This window comes from Serratia sp. BIGb0234, assembly GCF_024809915.1.
Taxonomy (GTDB): domain Bacteria; phylum Pseudomonadota; class Gammaproteobacteria; order Enterobacterales; family Enterobacteriaceae; genus Serratia; species Serratia liquefaciens.
The window spans coordinates 939,399-958,261 of the sequence record NZ_JANUEI010000002.1; the positions used below are offsets into that span (position 1 = coordinate 939,399).

Here is an 18,863-nt window from a genome sequence, read left to right on the forward strand (position 1 = left end):
AAGCGGGGGAATCCCCAGGAGCTTACTCAAGTAAGTGACTGGTGTGCGCACGAGCAGCCAACCAACAACGCGGCGGTTCTAAAGGCGAAGGGGGTTATTACTGCCAACGCGGAATGCGCAGAGTAATCACCAATCCTTCCTGTTCGCCGTTGCGCGCCTCAACCTGTCCGCCATGTGCCAGCACCACCTTGCGGGTGATCGCCAGTCCCAGTCCGTAACCCTTGCCCGACATCGACGATTTTACCCTGACGAACGGATCAAAGATGCTGGAAAGCTTCGACTCTTCTACCCCAGGCCCCTGATCGCTGACCTCTATTTGGAACAGTTGGTCGATTCGCGTCAACACCACCGTCACCCGCTGACCATGGCTGGAGAAACGTAACGCGTTGCGCACGATATTATCCACCGCGCGCCGCATCAGCTCGGCATTGCCCTTAACGGTATATTCCACGTCCGAACTGGCCTGTAGCACAATCTCGACGCCAGGGATTTGCGCTTCGTAACGCGCGTCGCTCACTACCGCATCCACCAGCCCGTACAGATCGAAATACTCTTCGTCCGGCAGACTGTTGCTCTCGGCACGTGACAGCGCCAACAGTTCGCCAATCATTTTATCCAGCCGCCCCGCTTCATGCTCAATGCGTTGCAGCGAGTTCTCGACGTTGCCTGCATTTTGCCGCGCCAGGCCAATGGCCAACTGCAACCGGGCCAACGGTGAACGAAGCTCGTGCGAAACGTCATGCAACAACTGTTCGCGGGCGCTGACCAACAGCTCCAGCCGCTCGGCCATGCTGTCAAAATCGCGCGCTACCTCGGACAGTTCATCATGCCGCCGGCGCATCGCCGGGAACAAACGCACCGATAAGTCGCCCTGGGCTACGCGGTCAAAACCATCGCGCAACTTGCGCATCGGCCGGGTCAGGTTCCAGGCCAGCACCGTACTGAACAGCAGCCCCGCCAGCCCCCCCACCCAAAGCATCGGCATAGGGATATTGAACACGTGCGGACGCCGGTTCGGGCTATATTCTTCCCGCAGGGCCCGCATGTCGTAACTCAACAGATAGCCCGTGCCACCCGAATCTTTCACCCACGCAGTCACCTCCTTTAACCTGCGGCGCCCCTCAAATACCGGTTCCTCCGCTGCAGGCGGCTGCGCCATCGGCGTTACGGACAACAAGCGCCGGTCATCATCCGACCAGTCTTTCAGCATGGCATTCAATGCCGGCAGTCCGCCCTCGCGCAATTGGGTGGCGGCCGAAGTCAGTTGCAGCGTAACCGCACGCCGGGCCATCGCGTTTTCCGGCGGCTCATAGCGATCGCCATACAAAGAAAAAGCGACCCACAGCGCCTGGGTCATGATGATAAAGGTCAGCCAGAAGCCGAGCAGGATTTTCCAGAATAGTCTTCCGCGCATGGCCATTACCGAATGCGGTAGCCGATGCTGCGCACCGTTTCAATGCTGAGTGCATTATCCGTCAACGCCCCCAACTTCTGGCGAATGTTGCTGATGTGAACGTCAACGCTGCGGTCATAGGCTTCGCGCGGGCGCCCCAACCCTTTTTCCGATAGCTCGTCTTTTGATACCACGCGTTCAGGCGCGCGCAGCAACAGCTCCAGCAAGTTGAATTCGGAAGCGGTCAGATCGAAAGGTTTACCGCGCCATTCGCTGCTGCGGGTCGATGGGTTGAGGGTCAGCTCACCGAAGTTAATGGCAATTTCGTCGTCCACTTCTTCCGGGCGCTCGTCGAAACGACGCAGTACCGCGCGCAGGCGCGCCACCAGTTCGCGGGGATAGCATGGCTTGGGCATGTAGTCGTCGGCCCCCATCTCCAACCCGATGACCCGGTCGATATTGTCGCCTTTGGCCGTCAGCATAATGATTGGCATGCGGCTCTTTTTACGCACGTCGCGCAGCACGTCGATGCCGCTCATGTCCGGCAGCATGATGTCGAGGATCATTGCGGTGTAATCGCCAGACAGCGCGCCTTCCACGCCCGCTTTGCCGGTCAGCACCAGCGTGGCATTGAAACCTTCGCCAGTCAGATATTCACTCAGCATGGTGCCGAGCTCGAGGTCATCATCGACCAATAAAATTTTCATGCCTTGCTCCTTCGCGGATTTTCGTCATTTTCACGCCTATTTGCCTGCTTCGCAGCCGGTTTTACTCAATCCTTACATATTCCTGAATGCCACTTAACCGCAGCCCGGCCGACGGCGCGTTAAATTAGTACCAACAGATTTTCGCCACGCTTTATGCCAGGGAAGCTTCTCCTCATGCCATCGTTTCAACGCTTAAAACGCTATCTGCCGCCCACTGTTATTGTGGCCGCTATCGCCCTATTTCTCTACTTCCGATCCCACGACGCTACAGAAACGCCCCGGTATATCACTGCGGTAGCGCAAACCCGTGACCTGGAACAAACGGTGCTGGCCGACGGTACGATAGAAGCGCAAAAACAGGTTAGCGTCGGCGCTCAGGTATCGGGCCAGATTAAGGCCCTGTACGTGGCGCTGGGCGACAAAGTGCATAAAGGCCAGCGAGTGGCTGAGATTGATGACTTAACCCAGCAGAATGCCCTGAGGGACGCGGAAGCGGCATTGAAGAACGTTCAGGCACAGCGCGCGTCCAAAATGGCGGCGCTGCACAACAATCAGCTGGTTTATCAGCGTCAGCAGGCCATAGTGGCGCGTGGCGTCGGGGTCCGCGCAGATTTGGACAGCGCTCAGGCCACGTTGATTGCCACCCGCGCCGATATCAACGCGCTGGATGCGCAGATCATTCAGGCGCAAATCGCGGTCAACACCGCGCAGGTTAACCTCGGTTACACCAAAATCACCTCGCCGATCGACGGCACCATCGTCGCGTTACCGGTAGAAGAAGGCCAAACGGTGAACGCAGTCCAAAGCGCCCCCACCATCGTCAAAGTCGCTCAGTTGGCGACCATGACTGTCGAAGCGCAAATATCCGAAGCCGATGTGGTCAAGGTGAAAACCGGCATGCCGGTCTATTTCACCATCCTCGGCGAACCGGGCAAGCGTTATAGCACTCAGCTGCGGGCCATAGAGCCGGCACCAGACTCGATCAACGACGAAACCACTTCGACCAGCACCAGCACGTCCAGCAGCACGTCCAGCTCCAGCACCGCGATTTACTACAACGGCCTGTTTGATGTGGCAAACCCGGACGGCGCGCTGCGTATTTCAATGACTGCGCAGGTGTATATCGTGTTGGCCAAAGCGGAAAATGCGGTGGTGATCCCGGCTACCGCGCTGGAAGGCGACTGGGTACAGGTGGTGGATAAGCAGGGCAATATCGCCCGCCGTCCGGTCAAGGTCGGTATCAATAATAACGTCGACGCACAGATTATCAGCGGCGTGTTGGCCGGTGAGAAAGTGATCGTCAGCCAGGCCAATGCCACGAGCCAAAGCCCCGCCCGTCGTATGGGCCCGCCACCGATGGGGATGTGATGATGACCCCACAACCCCTACTGCAACTGCACGGTATCAGCCGCCGTTTTCAGGCCGGTGACCAAAACGTCACCGTGCTCAAGGAGATCAATCTCAGCATTGCCCAAGGCGAGATGGTGGCCATCGTGGGCGCCTCCGGCTCGGGTAAATCAACCTTGATGAACATTCTCGGCTGCCTCGATCGCCCAAGCGAAGGGGATTATCAGGTGGCCGGCCGCAGTACCGCACAGCTGGATCGCGACAGCCTGGCCGAACTGCGCCGCGAACATTTCGGTTTTATCTTCCAACGCTATCATTTGCTGGGAGATCTTAGCGCCCAAGGCAACGTGGAAGTCCCTGCGGTGTATGCCGGCCATGCCCGCAGCGCACGCCAACAACGCGCCGCCGATCTGCTGCAAAAGCTCGGCCTGGCGCAACGGTTGAATTATCGTCCCAGCCAGCTCTCCGGTGGCCAGCAGCAACGCGTCAGTATCGCTCGCGCATTGATGAACGGTGGCGAGGTGATTTTGGCAGACGAACCCACCGGCGCGCTGGACAGCCACAGCGGGCAAGAAGTGATGAGCATCCTGAAAGACTTGCACGCTCGCGGCCATACGGTGGTGATTGTCACTCACGATATGCAAGTTGCCGAACATGCTCAGCGCATCATTGAGCTTAGTGACGGCGAGATTGTCGCCGACCGACGGAAAACAACGGCCCACACCGTGGCACGCCTACCGATAGCGCTGGATAACGCCGTCAGCCGCTGGCAATCGCAACGCGATCGCCTGTACGAAGCATTCAAAATGGCGCTGCTGGCGATGGCCTCCCAACGCCTGCGCACCCTACTGACCATGCTCGGCATTATCATCGGCATTGCCTCGGTAGTATCGGTGGTGGCGCTGGGCAAAGGCTCTCAGCAGCAGGTGCTGGCCAACATCAACGCCATGGGCACCAGCACGCTGGAGGTCTATCCGGGCAAAGATTTCGGCGATATGCGTTCTGCTGCAGTACAGACGCTGCGGGCCACCGACGCCGATGCGCTGGCGCAGCAGGGCTACGTGCACAGCGTCACGCCGACCGTTTCAAGCAGCACCACCTTCCGCTATGGCAATCAGTCGGTCAGCGGCACGGTCAATGGCGTCGGTGAGCAGTATTTTCTGGTGCGCGGTTACAGCATCGACAGCGGCATGGCGTTTAACCGCCATAGCGTCGACCAGTTGATGCAGGAAGCGGTGATTGACGAAAACACCCGCAACAAACTGTTTCCTCACGGCGCCAACCCGCTTGGCGAAGTGATCCTGCTCGGCTCGCTGCCGTGTCGCATTATCGGCGTCGCCGCCAAAAAACAGAGCGGTTTCGGCAGCGACGAGAATCTGAACGTCTGGATCCCCTACACCACCGCCATGAAACGCATGCTGGGCCAGAGCTACCTGAAAAGCATCACCGTGCGGGTGAACGACGATATCGATCTCACCAGCGCCGAAGACGGCGTCACCCGTCAGCTGAGCCAGCGCCATGGCGGCAAGGACTTCTTTGTGATGAATACCGACAGCATTCGCCAAACCATTGAGAAAACCACCGCCACCCTGACGCTGCTGGTGTCGATGATCGCATTGATTTCTCTGGTGGTGGGTGGCATTGGGGTAATGAATATCATGCTGGTGTCGGTGACCGAACGCACCCGAGAAATCGGCGTGCGTATGGCGGTCGGTGCCCGCGCCAGCGACATCATGCAACAATTTTTAATTGAGGCGGTACTGGTGTGCCTGCTGGGCGGCACATTGGGGGTTCTGCTGTCGCTGGGGATTGGCGTGGTGTTCAGTCAATTCAGCGACAATTTCACGATGGTGTATTCCACCGAGTCCATTATCGCCGCGTTTATCTGTTCGACGCTGATCGGGGTGATTTTTGGCTTCTTCCCGGCAAGACGCGCTGCCGGGATGGATCCGATACATGCGTTGGAAAGGGAGTAACCCTCAACCGAAAACGCCGGTGGAGAGGTAGCGATCGCCGCGATCGCAGATGATCGCCACAATCACGCTGCCCGGGTTCGCCGCTGCGATCCGCAACGCACCGGCTACCGCACCGCCGGAGCTGACGCCGCAGAAAATGCCTTCGCGCTGCGCCAGCTGACGCATGGTCTGCTCGGCGTCGGTTTGCTCGATATCCAACACCTGATCCACCAGATCCGGGCGGAAAATACCCGGCAGATAGGCCGGTGCCCAGCGGCGAATACCGGGAATATTGCTGCCTTCCGCCGGTTGCAGGCCAATGATCTGCACCTGCGGATTTTGGCTCTTCAGGTAGCCGCCCACGCCGGTAATGGTGCCGGTGGTGCCCATGCTGGAGACGAAATGGGTGACCCGCTGCTGGCTCTGCTGCCAAATTTCCGGGCCGGTGGTGGTGAAGTGGGCGTAGGGATTGTCCAGATTGTTGAACTGATCCAGCACCTTGCCCTGCCCCTGATTCTGCATGTCCAACGCCAGGTCACGCGCCCCTTCCATGCCCACTTCCCGGCTGACCAGGATCAGATCTGCCCCGTAGGCGCGCATCGCCGCCTGGCGTTCCAGACTCATGTTTTCCGGCATCAGCAGCGTCAAAGCGTAGCCTTTCAACGCCGCGATCATCGCCAGCGCAATGCCGGTATTGCCGCTGGTGGCCTCAATCAGCCGGTCACCGGGTTTTATCTCACCGCGCAATTCCGCCTGCTGGATCATCGCCAGCGCGGCGCGGTCCTTCACCGAGCCCGCCGGATTATTGCCTTCCAGCTTGACCCAAACCTCGCTGCCCAGTCCTGCGGCCAGACGTTGTAATTTTACCAGCGGGGTATTGCCGATGCATTGTTCGAGCGTTGTCACGTGCTTTGCCTGTGTGTTGAAGTGCGTAAAGTAAAAAGGCAACCCCAGGGTTGCCTTTAAAATGATGTTGGGAGGTAAAAACTATCAGGCGCTTTTAGCTAACGCAACTGGTTGTAGCAGCCGATCGCCAGCGTACAGGCGCGCATTCAGGCTGCCGACGTAATAACGGCCACCGCGAACCGGCGGCTCGTTGCCGTCAGGCAACACCACGCTGATAGGTTCCTGGTGCCAACCGATCGGCTGAACGGTCATCTGCCAGAAGTGGCCACGCGGGCTAACCTCCAGCACCTGCACCGGCAACGGGCAGCGTTCGCTGCTCTCGGTGCCCACTTCCATCTCCCAAGGCCGCAGGAACAGATCCACGCTGCCCTGATGCATCGGCTGGAACGACAGCGGCCACTGGTGCGCGCCGACGAACAGTTGCGAGCCGCGGATTTCGCCGCTCAGGCGGTTCACTTCGCCCATGAACTCCAGCACAAAGCGGCTGGCCGGTTCGCGGACAATTTCTTCCGGCGAACCTACCTGCTCAATATTACCCTGGCTCATCACCACGATGCGGTCGGCCACTTCCATCGCCTCTTCCTGATCGTGGGTGACGAACACGCTGGTAAACTTCAGCTCTTCATGCAACTGACGCAACCAACGGCGCAGCTCTTTACGCACCTGGGCATCCAGCGCACCAAAAGGTTCGTCCAGCAGCAGAATCTGCGGCTCTACCGCCAGTGCACGAGCCAAAGCTACGCGTTGCTTCTGGCCGCCGGAAAGCTGTGAGGGATAGCGGTTGGCCAAATGACCCAGCTGCACCATCTCCAGCAGTTGGGTCACTTTTTGTTTGATTGCCGCGGCATTCGGACGCTCACGACGCGGCAGCACGCTCAGGCCAAAGGCAATGTTGTCGAACACCGTCATATGGCGGAACAGCGCGTAATGCTGGAACACGAAACCCACCCGGCGATCGCGGGCATGCACATGGCTGACGTCGGTGCCGTGGAAGCCCAGCTTGCCGCCGCTCTGGTTTTCCAGCCCGGCAATAATGCGCAGCAGCGTGGTTTTGCCGGAGCCCGACGGCCCCAACAACGCCACCATCTCACCGGAGGCAATATCGAGCGAGATATCGTTCAATACCTTGGTACGACCGAAGAACTTGTTGATACCGTTAATCTCAATGCTCATGACTTTCCTCCCGCTCGAGACGTGCATTTTGACGTTCCAGACGCCATTGCAGGCCACTCTTCAAAAATAGGGTCACTATCGCCATCAGGGTCAGTAACCCGGCGGCGGTAAAGGAGCCAACAGTGTTGTAATCCTGTTGCAATAACTCGACCTGCAGCGGCAGGCTAAAGGTCTCGCCGCGAATAGAACCGGACACCACCGACACCGCGCCGAATTCGCCAATGGCGCGCGCGTTGGTCAGCACCACGCCGTACAGCAGCGCCCAGCGAATGTTCGGCAACGTCACCCGGCGGAACATCTGCCAGCCGGAAGCGCCCAGTAAAATGGCGGCCTCGTCTTCCTGGCTACCCTGGCTCAGCATCATCGGCACCAGCTCACGCACCACGAACGGACAGGTCACGAAAATGGTCACCAACACCATGCCCGGCCAGGAGAACATGATCTGGATATTGTGCGCATCCAGCCAACCGCCCAGCAGGCCATTGCTGCCGTAAAACAGCAGGTAAATCAGCCCCGCTACTACCGGTGAAACGGCAAACGGGATGTCGATCAGCGTCAGCAGCAGCTGGCGGCCCGGGAAAGTGAACCGCGTCACCAGCCAGGCCAGCAAGGTGCCGAACACCAGGTTGAACGGCACGGTAATCAGGGCAATCAGCACCGTCAGCCAGATAGCGTGCAACATGTCGCGATCGACCAGGTTGCTCCACATCGCGCCAGCGCCCTTGGAAAAGGCTTCGGCGAAAATCGAAACGATCGGCACCACCAGCAGCAATACCGAAAACAGCACGCCGATACCGATCAGCGTCCACTTGCCCCAATTGACGCGCGGGCGTTCGACGCCGTTGAACTCAGAGATATCCGCCATCAGTGCCCCCCGATGCGTCGGCCAAAGCGGCTTTGCAGAACGTTAATGCTGAACAGCAACAGCAGCGAAGCCGCCAGGATCACCGAGGCAATCGCACTGGCCGCCGGATAATCGAACTCCTGCAGACGAACGAAAATCATCAGCGAGGTCACTTCCGTCTTCCAGGCGATGTTGCCGGCGATGAAAATCACCGCGCCAAACTCGCCCAGGCTGCGGGTAAAGGAAATGGCCGTACCGGCCAGCAGCGCCGGTGCCAGCTCAGGCATCACCACGCGGCGAAAACTCTGCCAGCGGGTTGCGCCCAGGGTCTCTGCGGCCTCTTCATATTCGGGCCCCAGCTCTTCCAGCACCGGTTGAACGGTACGCACCACGAAGGGCAAGCTGGTGAAGGCCATCGCCACCGCGATGCCAAGCCAGGTGAACGTCACCTTGATGTCAAAATGCGCCAACCATTGGCCATACCATCCGGTGGTGGAGAACAGCCCCGCCAGCGTCAAACCGGCCACCGCCGTCGGCAGCGCAAACGGCAGGTCGATCAGGCCGTCCAGCAGCGTGCGCCCGGGGAAACGATAGCGAGTCAGGATCCAGGCCATCAGCATGCCGAACACCGCGTTGAACAAGCTGGCGACGCCCGCCGCCAGCAACGTGACCTTATAGGCTGCAACCACCTGCGGGTTGGAAACCACTTCCCAATATTGCGCCAGGCTCATCTGCGCCAGCTGCATCACCAGTGCGCTGAGCGGCAGCAGCAGGATCAGGCAAGTGTAAAACAGGCTGCTTCCCAGACTGAGACCAAACCCAGGCAGAACCCGTTTGCTGGACAACAACATTACTTATGCCCTGCCGCTAACAGTTGATCCAACTCGCCACCGGTAGAAAAGTGCGTCTTCATCACCTGTGGCCAGCCACCAAACTGATCTTCTACACGGAACAGTTTGGTCTGCGGGAACTGGCCCTTCGCGGCCGCCATCGCCTGCTTGTCATACACGCGATAGTAGAAGCTGGTGATCACCTGCTGCGCAGCCGGGCTGTAGAGGTAATTCAAATAATCTTTGGCGGCCTGTTCAGTGCCGTTTCTTTCCACGTTTTTGTCGACCCAGGCGACCGGGAACTCCGCCAGAATATCGACCGGCGGCACGATCACCTGATACTTGTCTTCGCCATACTGCTTGCGGATATTGTTCACTTCCGACTCAAAACTGATCAGCACATCACCCAGGCCGCGTTCCACAAAGGTAGTGGTCGCACCGCGACCGCCGGTGTCAAACACCAGCACGTTTTTCAGGAAACGGGTCATAAAGGCACGGGTTTTGGCCTGATCGTTGCCGTCAGCCTGGCTGGCGGCTCCCCAGGCAGCCAGATAGGTATAACGGCCGTTGCCGGAGGTTTTCGGGTTCGGGAACACCAGCTTCACATCGTCGCGCACCAAATCGTTCCAGCTATGGATACCTTTTGGGTTGTCCTTGCGCACCAGGAAAGCCATGGTGGAATAGAAAGGTGAGCTGTTGTTCGGTAAGCGAGCCTGCCAGTCAGCCGGAATAAGTTGGCCGCGATCGTGCAGGATCTGCACGTCGGTCACCTGGTTGTAGGTCACGACGTCGGCACGTAACCCCTGCAATATGGCCAGCGCCTGCTTGGAAGAGCCAGCGTGAGATTGTTTGATGGTCAGCTTGTCGCCCGGATGCTGCTGGTTCCACTGCTGTTCAAAACCCGGGTTCAGTGCGGTAAACAATTCACGGGAAACGTCATAGGAGCTGTTCAGCAGCTCAGCGGCCGAAACGGTACCGCTGGCTAACAGCGCCGCCGCCAACCATCCTTTCAGCATGAAATTTTTAACCCGTGTTTGTTTCATTGTGCACCTTATAGCTGAATCAATCCGCCGGGCTTTCGCCCTGATGTTGACCAGTGTATTTATAACTAGGTGCGGAGCTGTAACGCTTTTATATACCGTTTAGTGATTTTCAAGCATCAAACGCTATAAGGCAGGGGCAGAGCGGTGTGGCAGAGGAGGAAGTTAATCCGGAGCCGGCATGGCCGACCCCGGAGGAAAGGTTAAAGCGACAGCAGGCGCGTCAGCGAAGGCGCAAAGTAATAGCTGCCGGTCACCGCGCGGCTGAAACGCAGCATCGCATCACGTTTGCCGTCCAAATCGCCAAACATGCTCAGCAGCTGTTTTTCGATGTTATGCAGGCGGGCGCAATAGGCGATGAAATACAGCCCGTGTTTACCGCTGGCAGTACCGTAAGGCAGGCTCTGACGCAAAATCTTCAGGCCTTTGCCGTCTTCTTTCAGATCGACACGGCTGACATGCGAGGTGTCAGGACGCTGCTCCGGCGGCAACTCTTCGCTGTCGTGCTTGGTGCGGCCGATAATCTGCTCCTGCTGCTCGGTGGTAAAGCGCTGCCACTGACGCAGGTTATGTTCATAACGCTGCACCAGCACATAGCTACCACCTGCGTCTTCTTCACCTTCGGCGATAACAGCCACTTCAGGACGTTTATCGCCCTGCGGGTTTTCAGTGCCGTCGATAAAGCCGCTCAGATCGCGCTCTTCCACCCAGCGGAATCCGTGGGTTTCTTCTTCAATCTTGATGGCGTTGCCGAACGCTGCCAGCGCCGCCTGCGCCAGCGTAAAGTTAACGTCATGACGCAGGGATTGGATGTGGATCAACAGATCGCGCTGGGTGGCCGGGGCCAACCCTTTGCCCAGCGGGGTGAATGGCTTCAGCTCTTTTGCGCCCTGACCGCTGGAAAGGTCGTGCCAGACGTCATAGCCAAAGGCGATCACCGCACCCAAATGCGCATCGGGAAACTGCTGTTGCAGCTCGGTCAACGTCTGGCAAAACTGCTTGCAGCCCTGGCGCAAATCGGCGAATTCGCCCTGCACGGTGGCTTCCATAAAAATGGCGAAGCGGCAGTGTTCCAGTAAAATACCGCTCTGAACCTGGGTCATTATCGTTATCCTCAAAATCGAAATCGAGTAACAGGCTGCTGTATACCCGTCGTCTTTAAAGTCGCAGCGTTGTTACCTGCTTACAAGACCCCTCCGTAGGTCTTGCCCCTTCGGGGCCGCTACAAGCAGCGTTCAAATCTGTTCCCGACAGATTTGTCGCTCACCCCCGTTACTTACTCAAGTAAGCGCCCGGGGTGAGCGAGCTGGCCGCCTGGCTGCAACTTTAAAGCCATAGGGTATATGTCTAGATTTCCTGTTACGAATGCGCAGTATCATACCCGATGAAAACGGGATTGCCTTGCATCAGCGCAAAGAAAATAGGGTTACCCATAACCGGGCAATCTCGCCCAAAGGTAGCGGTGATTTAACGTTCAGCGGGGATGGAAACCAGATAAATCAGGGGCGCCGCGGATCGGGCGCCCAGGGGGAAGCTTTATTGCGGTTTGGCGTGCCAGATGATCTTGCTGACCGTCCAGCTTTTCAGCGTGTCATCCGGTGGGATGATATCTTGCGGGCCGGCCCACTTGCCGTCGAAGATATAGGTGACGTACTTGCTCTGCTGTGCGACGCACTCGACCTTGCCGGCATCGTCGCCGTCGGCCGGTTTACAGGCACCGAACGCCTTGCTGTACAGGTCACTGAACGGCGTGCCCAGCTTGCTGCCCCACTCGGTCGCGACTTTGCTGTCCATCACGTCCACGCGCTGCACGTGACCCTTGGGTTCCCCGGTGATCACCAGCTTCACGTCGTTGCCGTCCATCGCCTGGTAGTAGGAAACTATTTTGCCCTGGCTGGTAGCCATGCCACCGCGCAGGCGGTAATCGCCATTCAGCCCGTCGTTAATGGCGCTTTCCGACATCGGGGTACCGGCGTTGAGGTCACCAACGCCCTTGGCGCTGACTTCGAGGCTGCTGCCAAACCAGTTAAATGGCGACAGGCTGGACCAAGAGAAATTGGACATCGTCGAACAGCCGGTCAGTAACAGCGGAAGCCCTAACAACAGTGGGCGAACATTCATTTTTAGCTCCTTAACATCAATGACGGGGCACAGCCTGCTCTGCCCTGCCGCACTTGGCGTTTTGTTGCGTGTCAGCCTCTCACAACTGTCCACGCATCGCCATCGGTTGCGAGCTTGGAGTGCGGAAAATGAGAAAAGTGCCGCACTGTGCGGCAATTAACCCGCCTCATCCTGTACCACGAAACAGGCCTTAAGACGCGCACTCAGCAGCAAGTAAGCCAGCGCCAACGCATCGAGCAACGCCAGCACGATGTCTAACGCCGAAGGATTGTCGTCTTGCTGCCACAGGCTAAACAGGGAACCACCCAGCGCGGCCAGCAGCGAAGCAATCAATACCCAGCGCCAGGCACGCCATAGCCGTGGCCACTGGTGACGACGCGGAGCAATCAAAAATGCCAACGCCGCCGGCAGCCCCAGCACGATGCCATACCAGAACCATTGGGTGTCCGGGTAAAACAGCGATAGCAGGCCTTCCCCCTGCTGGCGCGAAACCCCGGCCATCACAAACAGGATCCAGGTGCGGGCCTGTAAAATCAGTACGCCCCAAAACCACAGCGGCAAACGCAACGCACCGTGCTGATCGTAATCGTCGGGGGAAAAACGGGGTGGGAGTGGCTTCAACATCGATTCCTTGCCAATATCATGATGATTTTTCAAATGGGTGCCGTGTTTATTGTTTTCAATGCGCGCGCTTAAGAACCCCTTAAGATTTTCATGCTTTACTTAACCCCATCAAACCAGCAGTCCTGATTGGCAGGGCTTTGATTCTAGATTGAGATAAGGAAGCTTAAGATGAAAAAATATACCCTGGCAGCATTAATTGCTCTGTGTAGCGCACCGGTTCTGGCTCAGCAAGGCGGGTTCCTCGATCCTGCGGCACCGCAAACGCACACCCAAAACACGCAGCAAGGCGGATTTTCCGGCCCTAGCGCCGCGTTGACCACCGTCGACAAGGTCAAATCAATGAGTGATGACACCTGGGTGATGCTGCAAGGCAACATTGAGCAACGCGTCGGCGACGAGACCTATACCTTCCGCGACGCCAGCGGCACGCTGACGGTCGAGATCGACAAAAAACGCTGGAACGGTCAGACCATCACCCCGAAAGATAAAGTGCAGTTGGAAGGGAAAGTGGATAAAGACTGGAGCAACGTGGAAGTCGACGTGAAAACCATCAAAAAACTGCCCTAACGCGCAGTTTGGGCGGTGAAGCCTCACCGCCCAAAGTATCGCTCAATATTCCTGATCTTCGATCAGCCGCTTGCCCAGGCTGGTAATGCTCTGGATCTCGTAACCGAGTTTCTCGTACATCTCGATCACCGTGTCGTTATCTTCCCGCACCATCAGTTGGATCTTCGGGCAACCGCGCGCGATCAATTTTTTCTCTAACCGGCTGATCAACGCATTGGCGATACCGCGTCCGCGATAATCCGGATGCACCCCGAGATAATACGCCGAGCCACGATGACCGTCGTATCCCCCCATCACCGATCCCACGACTTCCCCGCCCACTTCCGCGACCAGAAACAGATCCGGATCGTGATTCAGTTTGCGCTCAATATCCATCTCAGGATCGTTCCACGGCCGCAGCAGATCGCAGCGCTCCCACAGGGTAATGACTTCTTCAAAGTCGTCTTGTCGAAATACGCGAATTTCCATCGATGTTCGCCGCTGTTAATTAAGATGTTTATCTGATTATCGCGGGATTATTCACTTACGCAATATCAAACTGCGATTTCCCCGGGCAATAATGCAGAAATCCCCGGTAACTCGCGTAATAAATGGACATAGTTATCCGGTCGATTAATGATTATCAATACGATATAACGTCGCAAAATAGAATTTGTCGATGGAGCGTAGCGTTATGAAAAAGCAGGTTAAACCCTTCCTCAATTTTAAACCGCTCCCCGTTTCCCCCACGCGACGTCAATTACTGCTTTCTGGTCTGGCGCTGGTGCTGCTCGGCAGCAAGAGCCAAACGGCCCAAGCCGAAACCGGCGGCATGCTGCGCAAGCAACACGCTAAAACTGCGCCCAAACCCAACGGCAGCAAAAGGCTGGTGATGATCGACCCCGGTCACGGCGGCATCGATTCGGGCGCCGTCGGCAGAGAAGGTTCGCAGGAAAAACACGTGGTGCTGGAGATTGCCAACCACGTGCGTCGCATTCTGCACGAACAGGAACACGTTGAAGTGCGCCTGACGCGGGAAGAAGACGAGTTTATCCCCCTGTTTCAGCGGGTGGAGATTGCCCACCAGCATCAGGCCGATCTGTTTATCTCTATCCATGCCGACGGTTTTACCAGCCCGGAAGCCTCCGGCGCCTCGGTGTTTGCCCTATCCAATCGCGGTGCCAGCAGCGCCATGGCGCGTTATCTGTCCAACCGCGAAAATGCCGCCGATGACGTGGCCGGCGGCAAATACAAAAATCAGGACAACTATCTGCAGCAGGTGCTGTTCGACCTGGTGCAAACCGATACCATCAACAACAGCCTGACGCTCGGCCGCCACGTGCTCGGCCAGATCCGTCCGGTACATCATCTGCACAGCAACAGCACCGAACAAGCGGCGTTCGCGGTTCTGAAATCCCCGTCGATTCCGTCGGTACTGGTCGAAACCTCGTTTATCACCAATCCGGCGGAAGAACGCCTGCTTGGCACCACCGCATTCCGCGAGAAAATCGCCCGCGCCATCGCCGACGGCGTGATCAGTTTCTTCAGCTATTACGATTCACACCAACGAAAACCCGGCTGATACTGCCAGCCACGGTGAATAAAGGTATACTCTGCGGCTTGTTCAGTCAGACGCTGTGAATTAATCCGTATGAGTTTATCGACCATCGCAGAAGTAAAATCCTTCCTGCTGGCACTGCAGGACCGCATCTGCACGCAGCTGGCTCAGGCCGACGGCGGCGCCGTTTTCAACGAGGACCGCTGGACGCGGGAAGAAGGCGGCGGTGGCCGCAGCCGGGTATTGACCGACGGCGCGGTGTTCGAACAAGCGGGCGTCAACTTCTCACACGTCTCCGGTGCCACCCTGCCCGCCTCCGCTACCGCGCACCGCCCCGAGCTGGCCGGCCGCAGCTTCCAGGCGATGGGCGTGTCGTTGGTGATCCACCCGCGCAGCCCTTATATCCCAACCAGCCACGCCAACGTGCGGTTTTTCATTGCGGAAAAGCCGGGCGAAGAACCGGTGTGGTGGTTTGGCGGCGGCTTTGATCTGACCCCCTTCTACGGCTTTAAAGAAGATGCCATTCATTGGCACCGCACCGCCGAACAGCTGTGCGCCCCCTTCGGCGAGCAGGTGTATTCCAAATACAAAAAGTGGTGCGATGACTATTTCTTTATCAAGCACCGCAACGAAGCGCGCGGCATCGGCGGCCTGTTCTTTGACGATCTCAACACGCCCGACTTCGCTACCTGTTTCGCGTTTACCCAAGCGGTGGGCGAAGGCTTCCTCGATGCCTATTTGCCGATCGTGGAAAAACGCAAGGCGCTGAGTTGGGGCGATAACCAACGTCAGTTCCAGCTGTATCGCCGTGGCCGCTACGTCGAGTTCAATTTAGTCTGGGATCGCGGCACGCTGTTTGGCTTGCAAACCGGCGGACGTACCGAATCCATCCTGATGTCGATGCCGCCGCTGGTACGCTGGGAATACAACTATCAACCGGCGGATGACAGCCCGGAAGCGGCGCTGTACCGTGATTTCCTGCCGGTGCGCGATTGGTTGAAGGAGCCGGAATAATGCAGATTTGGGTCGATGCGGACGCCTGTCCCAACGTGATCAAAGAAGTGCTGTTCCGCGCGGCGGATCGTACCGCCATGTCGGTAACGCTGGTTGCCAACCAACCGCTGAGAACGCCGCCTTCCAGGCATATCCACACTCTGCAGGTGGCGGCCGGTTTTGACGTGGCGGATAACGAAATCGTGCGCCGCTGCGAGAAAGGCGATCTGGTGATCACCGCCGATATCCCGCTGGCTGCCGAGGTGATCGAAAAAGGCGCGGTGGCGCTGAATCCGCGCGGGGAACGCTATACGCCGGACACCATTCGTGAGCGCCTGAACATGCGCGACTTTATGGACACCCTGCGCTCCAGCGGTATCCAGACCGGCGGCCCGAATACGCTGAACCAGCGCGACCGTCAGCAGTTCGCCAACGAGCTGGACAAGTGGTTGCAGCAGGCAAAACGGGCGCAGTGATTGCGCCCGTACTCAGCTTAGAATCGCACCTCCCCGCCGAAGATATAGGTTCGGCCGCGGGCGGTGTTGGTCGGTGTGAAGTCCTGTGACTGGGATGGCATCGAGTTCATCTTGTTCAACGCATCGGAATAGTCTCTGTCCATCAGGTTCTGTACGCTGAATTTCAACAGCAGGTTACGGTTGAACTGATAGGTGCTGTACAGATCGATAATCGTCGGGATGTGCGGCGCAGGCTCTTTCAGCAATTGCTCATTTTCGTCCCGATCCGAATTTGGCGACAGGCGAACCGCTTTACCCGTGTATTTGACCAATCCGCCCAGCGTCAGTTTCTCGTCCAGCAAACGAACCCCAGAATCTAACGTGAAATAAAATTCCGGCAGTTCGCTGATGTCACCGGCACCGAATTCGTTGCTGGCCTGATTGGTCGGTTGGCTGGTGTGCTCTTTGCTCAGGGAGAGTTTGGTGTAGGCGAAACCGGCATCATACATTGCCTCTACTTCCACCCCACGCATTCTGACCGGCTCATAAGCATTGCTGTACATGGTCATCACGACATTCACATCGGCGTTATCCCACTCTTCCTGCGTCGCCTGAGAGCGGTTGCACTTCTCGCGATTGCTGCACACCATGTAGTTTTGGCTGGAAATGTAATTTTTGATCTTTGATTCAAAATACACCGCCTTCAGCTGGAAGCTGTCCTGCTTGAACAACAGGTCATGAGCATTGGCGTTGAAGCCGGCCTGGTAGGTTTCAGCGGTTTCGCCCTTCAGGAACGGGTTCATCGACTGCCCGCCGCTGTTGGCGAAGAATACCTCCTGAATATTCGGCCCGCGCATCGACTTGCTGTAGCTGACAAACGGCTGCAACCATGGCGTCACCTGCGCCGATAACAGCACCGACGGATTAAAACCGTGCTCTTTCAAATTGATATTGCTGGCCCCCTGCGGGAAGCAGGCCACGCGCTCATCACAGGCAGGTTTATAACCGGAAATATCATAGGAACTGTAGTTCAGATCAAAGTTGCTCTGCCAGATGCCGTAGTTAAGCTGCAGCCCGCTGTAAAGGCTGGCGATATTTTGTTTACCCGCGATCCCCACCGGCGAACTTTCCGCCTGGTTATCGTCGGTTACCAGCCCGGATGCGTGCTTCTTGTATTCGTTACGGATCAGCTTGCCACCATAGCTGAAGGCAAAATCGACCTCCTGCAGGCTGAAACGGCTGGTGTTATTGACGTCCAGCGCGTCCGAGATATTTTTCGCCTTGCTGTCGCTAAACCCTGCCATATTGTCAGACATGAATTTCTGCTCACCGCGGCTGGTACTGGCTGTCAGATTAAAATCAATCAGCTCGGAGAAAGGCGCATAGTGATATTTAATATAGAAGTCATTACTGTCGATATGACGGCGGGTTATTTTATTCTGGTAGGTCCTGGCCGACAGTTCGATACTATTAAAAGCGTCTGGCTTAATATCGACTTTGAATAACTGGGATTTAGGGTTCTGTCGATAAGTTTTATCAACGTTAAACTCTTCACTGTCAAAACCGGAGCCGTTTTTGTAATTAGACGTGATGGAACTGCCGCTGATGGCTGCCATCGCGCCCAGGCTGCCGCCTTCACCAAAGGCGCCGGTTTTCCCACCCACGGCAATCATGCCGCTGCGGCCAATGCCGTTGTTGCCCACGGAAAATTTGGTGCGCACGCCAAAGGGATTATCGGAAAACACCACGTCATCCACACCCAGGGTGCGGAAGTTGGCGCTGCCTGCCAACGCATTCACTCCGGCGGAGCCCGTCGCATTGCCGCGCGCTACATCAACGCCGACGATAAAATTGGGGTCGATCAGCGCACCGAACTGGCTGGTGGGTAACCCGCCATGGGCTGCATCGCTCGGCGAACTGCCGTAGTAGTTCTGGGTAATACCGTCCACCATGGTATTAACGCGGCCAAAGCCGCTCATGCCGCGGATATTGACGCTAACCGATCCCTGGCCCGGATCGATTTGGGTATAGGTGCCCGGCATGCTGCGCAAAATGCTGTCTACCGATTCGAGATTCTTATTTTCCCCTCGTGAGCTGAAGGCACCCGGTTTTTCCAACGCCTCCTTTTCGCTACGGTCGCTTTCTGTCGCAGCCGAAACGTTCAACGGGCTAAACACCACGTTGCCCTTGCCATTGTCTGCCCCGTCTTGCGCAGCCGTCGCCGTCCCGCTCAGCGCTATTCCCGCACCGATCAGGCTTACCAGTAATTTAATTTTCATAGATCCCCAGAAATGACCAAAAAGATGTTATGGCCGACAATGCCCAGCACAAAGCCCGCCGAAATCGACGGTAAAATTAACGCTTTATCGTT

The 18,863-nt window shown here is 57.3% G+C and carries 18 protein-coding genes; 6 read left to right on the plus strand and 12 right to left on the minus strand.

What is annotated here, in order from left to right:
* Positions 1–97: 97 nt before the first annotated feature.
* Both M2407_RS11415 and M2407_RS11420 read right to left on the minus strand, forming a co-directional pair.
* The gene (locus M2407_RS11415; protein WP_041415561.1) at positions 98–1,414 is read right to left on the minus strand and encodes an ATP-binding protein; all 1,317 of its coding nucleotides are present in this window, start codon (positions 1,412–1,414) and stop codon (positions 98–100) included.
* Between the two features lie 5 nt (positions 1,415–1,419).
* Positions 1,420–2,100 (minus strand): response regulator transcription factor, encoded by a 681-nt coding sequence (locus M2407_RS11420; RefSeq protein WP_020827993.1) that lies wholly within the window; start codon positions 2,098–2,100, stop codon positions 1,420–1,422.
* 174 nt (positions 2,101–2,274) lie between these two features.
* Here M2407_RS11420 and M2407_RS11425 point away from each other — a divergent pair, with 174 nt between their 5' ends.
* Together M2407_RS11425 and M2407_RS11430 are read left to right on the plus strand one after the other, a co-directional pair.
* Entirely contained in the window at positions 2,275–3,468 is a 1,194-nt protein-coding gene (locus tag M2407_RS11425) for an efflux RND transporter periplasmic adaptor subunit (protein ID WP_122079960.1), read from the plus strand.
* A 2-nt stretch (positions 3,469–3,470) separates the two neighbouring features.
* Positions 3,471–5,423, plus strand: a complete 1,953-nt coding sequence (locus M2407_RS11430; RefSeq protein WP_259218365.1) for a MacB family efflux pump subunit — start codon at positions 3,471–3,473, stop codon at positions 5,421–5,423.
* A 3-nt stretch (positions 5,424–5,426) separates the two neighbouring features.
* On the opposite strand, the gene cysM is transcribed toward M2407_RS11430, so the two are convergent.
* The 8 genes from cysM to M2407_RS11470 form a co-directional block, all read right to left on the minus strand.
* Entirely contained in the window at positions 5,427–6,308 is an 882-nt protein-coding gene (cysM, locus tag M2407_RS11435; protein ID WP_142814721.1) for a cysteine synthase CysM, read from the minus strand.
* 84 nt (positions 6,309–6,392) lie between these two features.
* Positions 6,393–7,481, minus strand: a complete 1,089-nt coding sequence (gene cysA, locus M2407_RS11440; protein WP_020827997.1) for a sulfate/thiosulfate ABC transporter ATP-binding protein CysA — start codon at positions 7,479–7,481, stop codon at positions 6,393–6,395.
* Positions 7,471–8,346, minus strand: coding sequence for a sulfate/thiosulfate ABC transporter permease CysW (cysW, locus tag M2407_RS11445; protein ID WP_115058357.1), 876 nt, complete (start codon positions 8,344–8,346; stop codon positions 7,471–7,473). The genes cysA and cysW overlap by 11 nt, the downstream gene beginning before the upstream one ends.
* Positions 8,346–9,176, minus strand: a complete 831-nt coding sequence (gene cysT / locus M2407_RS11450) for a sulfate/thiosulfate ABC transporter permease CysT (RefSeq protein WP_020827999.1) — start codon at positions 9,174–9,176, stop codon at positions 8,346–8,348. Before cysT ends, cysW begins: the two co-directional genes overlap by 1 nt.
* Positions 9,176–10,198: a sulfate ABC transporter substrate-binding protein gene (locus M2407_RS11455; protein WP_020828000.1), complete on the minus strand. Its 1,023-nt coding sequence runs from the start codon at positions 10,196–10,198 to the stop codon at positions 9,176–9,178. The genes cysT and M2407_RS11455 overlap by 1 nt, the downstream gene beginning before the upstream one ends.
* Before the next feature lie 200 nt (positions 10,199–10,398).
* On the minus strand, positions 10,399–11,298 hold the full coding sequence (locus tag M2407_RS11460; RefSeq protein WP_115058356.1) for a Dyp-type peroxidase: 900 nt from the start codon (positions 11,296–11,298) through the stop codon (positions 10,399–10,401).
* 433 nt (positions 11,299–11,731) lie between these two features.
* Positions 11,732–12,316, minus strand: coding sequence for an RpoE-regulated lipoprotein (locus M2407_RS11465; protein WP_046372982.1), 585 nt, complete (start codon positions 12,314–12,316; stop codon positions 11,732–11,734).
* Between the two features lie 156 nt (positions 12,317–12,472).
* Positions 12,473–12,937: a DUF2919 domain-containing protein gene (locus M2407_RS11470; protein ID WP_046374996.1), complete on the minus strand. Its 465-nt coding sequence runs from the start codon at positions 12,935–12,937 to the stop codon at positions 12,473–12,475.
* Positions 12,938–13,108: 171 nt separating this feature from the next.
* On the opposite strand from M2407_RS11470, the gene M2407_RS11475 reads away from it, so the two are divergent.
* Positions 13,109–13,507, plus strand: a complete 399-nt coding sequence (locus tag M2407_RS11475; protein WP_020828004.1) for a YgiW/YdeI family stress tolerance OB fold protein — start codon at positions 13,109–13,111, stop codon at positions 13,505–13,507.
* A 42-nt stretch (positions 13,508–13,549) separates the two neighbouring features.
* Here M2407_RS11475 and M2407_RS11480 read toward each other — a convergent pair whose 3' ends face one another.
* Entirely contained in the window at positions 13,550–13,975 is a 426-nt protein-coding gene (locus M2407_RS11480) for a GNAT family acetyltransferase (RefSeq protein WP_020828005.1), read from the minus strand.
* A gap of 205 nt (positions 13,976–14,180) precedes the next feature.
* Between M2407_RS11480 and amiA the strand changes: the two genes are divergently transcribed.
* From amiA to M2407_RS11495, 3 genes are all read left to right on the plus strand, one after another.
* The gene (amiA, locus tag M2407_RS11485; RefSeq protein ID WP_198639918.1) at positions 14,181–15,068 is read left to right on the plus strand and encodes an N-acetylmuramoyl-L-alanine amidase AmiA; all 888 of its coding nucleotides are present in this window, start codon (positions 14,181–14,183) and stop codon (positions 15,066–15,068) included.
* 69 nt (positions 15,069–15,137) lie between these two features.
* Complete coding sequence (gene hemF / locus M2407_RS11490; RefSeq protein WP_259218112.1) at positions 15,138–16,058, plus strand: oxygen-dependent coproporphyrinogen oxidase; 921 nt, start codon at positions 15,138–15,140, stop codon at positions 16,056–16,058.
* On the plus strand, positions 16,058–16,513 hold the full coding sequence (locus tag M2407_RS11495; protein WP_020828008.1) for a YaiI/YqxD family protein: 456 nt from the start codon (positions 16,058–16,060) through the stop codon (positions 16,511–16,513). The genes hemF and M2407_RS11495 overlap by 1 nt, the downstream gene beginning before the upstream one ends.
* A gap of 17 nt (positions 16,514–16,530) precedes the next feature.
* On the opposite strand, the gene M2407_RS11500 is transcribed toward M2407_RS11495, so the two are convergent.
* A complete protein-coding gene (locus tag M2407_RS11500) occupies positions 16,531–18,771 on the minus strand; it encodes a TonB-dependent receptor domain-containing protein (RefSeq protein ID WP_115058354.1) in 2,241 nt (746 codons plus the stop codon).
* Positions 18,772–18,863 lie beyond the last annotated feature (92 nt).

Bases quoted from the DNA above. Each gene is read 5' to 3' on its own strand.
- M2407_RS11420 (WP_020827993.1), bottom strand. From the start codon at position 2,100: ATGAAAATTTTATTGGTCGATGATGACCTCGAGCTCGGCACCATGCTG.
- M2407_RS11475 (WP_020828004.1), top strand. From the start codon at position 13,109: ATGAAAAAATATACCCTGGCAGCATTAATTGCTCTGTGTAGCGCACCG.
- cysW (WP_115058357.1), bottom strand. From the start codon at position 8,346: ATGGCGGATATCTCTGAGTTCAACGGCGTCGAACGCCCGCGCGTCAAT.
- M2407_RS11460 (WP_115058356.1), bottom strand. From the start codon at position 11,298: ATGACCCAGGTTCAGAGCGGTATTTTACTGGAACACTGCCGCTTCGCC.
- M2407_RS11500 (WP_115058354.1), bottom strand. From the start codon at position 18,771: ATGAAAATTAAATTACTGGTAAGCCTGATCGGTGCGGGAATAGCGCTG.
- amiA (WP_198639918.1), top strand. From the start codon at position 14,181: ATGAAAAAGCAGGTTAAACCCTTCCTCAATTTTAAACCGCTCCCCGTT.
- M2407_RS11480 (WP_020828005.1), bottom strand. From the start codon at position 13,975: ATGGAAATTCGCGTATTTCGACAAGACGACTTTGAAGAAGTCATTACC.
- M2407_RS11455 (WP_020828000.1), bottom strand. From the start codon at position 10,198: ATGAAACAAACACGGGTTAAAAATTTCATGCTGAAAGGATGGTTGGCG.
- cysA (WP_020827997.1), bottom strand. From the start codon at position 7,481: ATGAGCATTGAGATTAACGGTATCAACAAGTTCTTCGGTCGTACCAAG.
- hemF (WP_259218112.1), top strand. From the start codon at position 15,138: ATGAGTTTATCGACCATCGCAGAAGTAAAATCCTTCCTGCTGGCACTG.
- M2407_RS11425 (WP_122079960.1), top strand. From the start codon at position 2,275: ATGCCATCGTTTCAACGCTTAAAACGCTATCTGCCGCCCACTGTTATT.
- M2407_RS11495 (WP_020828008.1), top strand. From the start codon at position 16,058: ATGCAGATTTGGGTCGATGCGGACGCCTGTCCCAACGTGATCAAAGAA.
- M2407_RS11430 (WP_259218365.1), top strand. From the start codon at position 3,471: ATGACCCCACAACCCCTACTGCAACTGCACGGTATCAGCCGCCGTTTT.
- cysT (WP_020827999.1), bottom strand. From the start codon at position 9,176: ATGTTGTTGTCCAGCAAACGGGTTCTGCCTGGGTTTGGTCTCAGTCTG.
- M2407_RS11415 (WP_041415561.1), bottom strand. From the start codon at position 1,414: ATGCGCGGAAGACTATTCTGGAAAATCCTGCTCGGCTTCTGGCTGACC.
- M2407_RS11465 (WP_046372982.1), bottom strand. From the start codon at position 12,316: ATGAATGTTCGCCCACTGTTGTTAGGGCTTCCGCTGTTACTGACCGGC.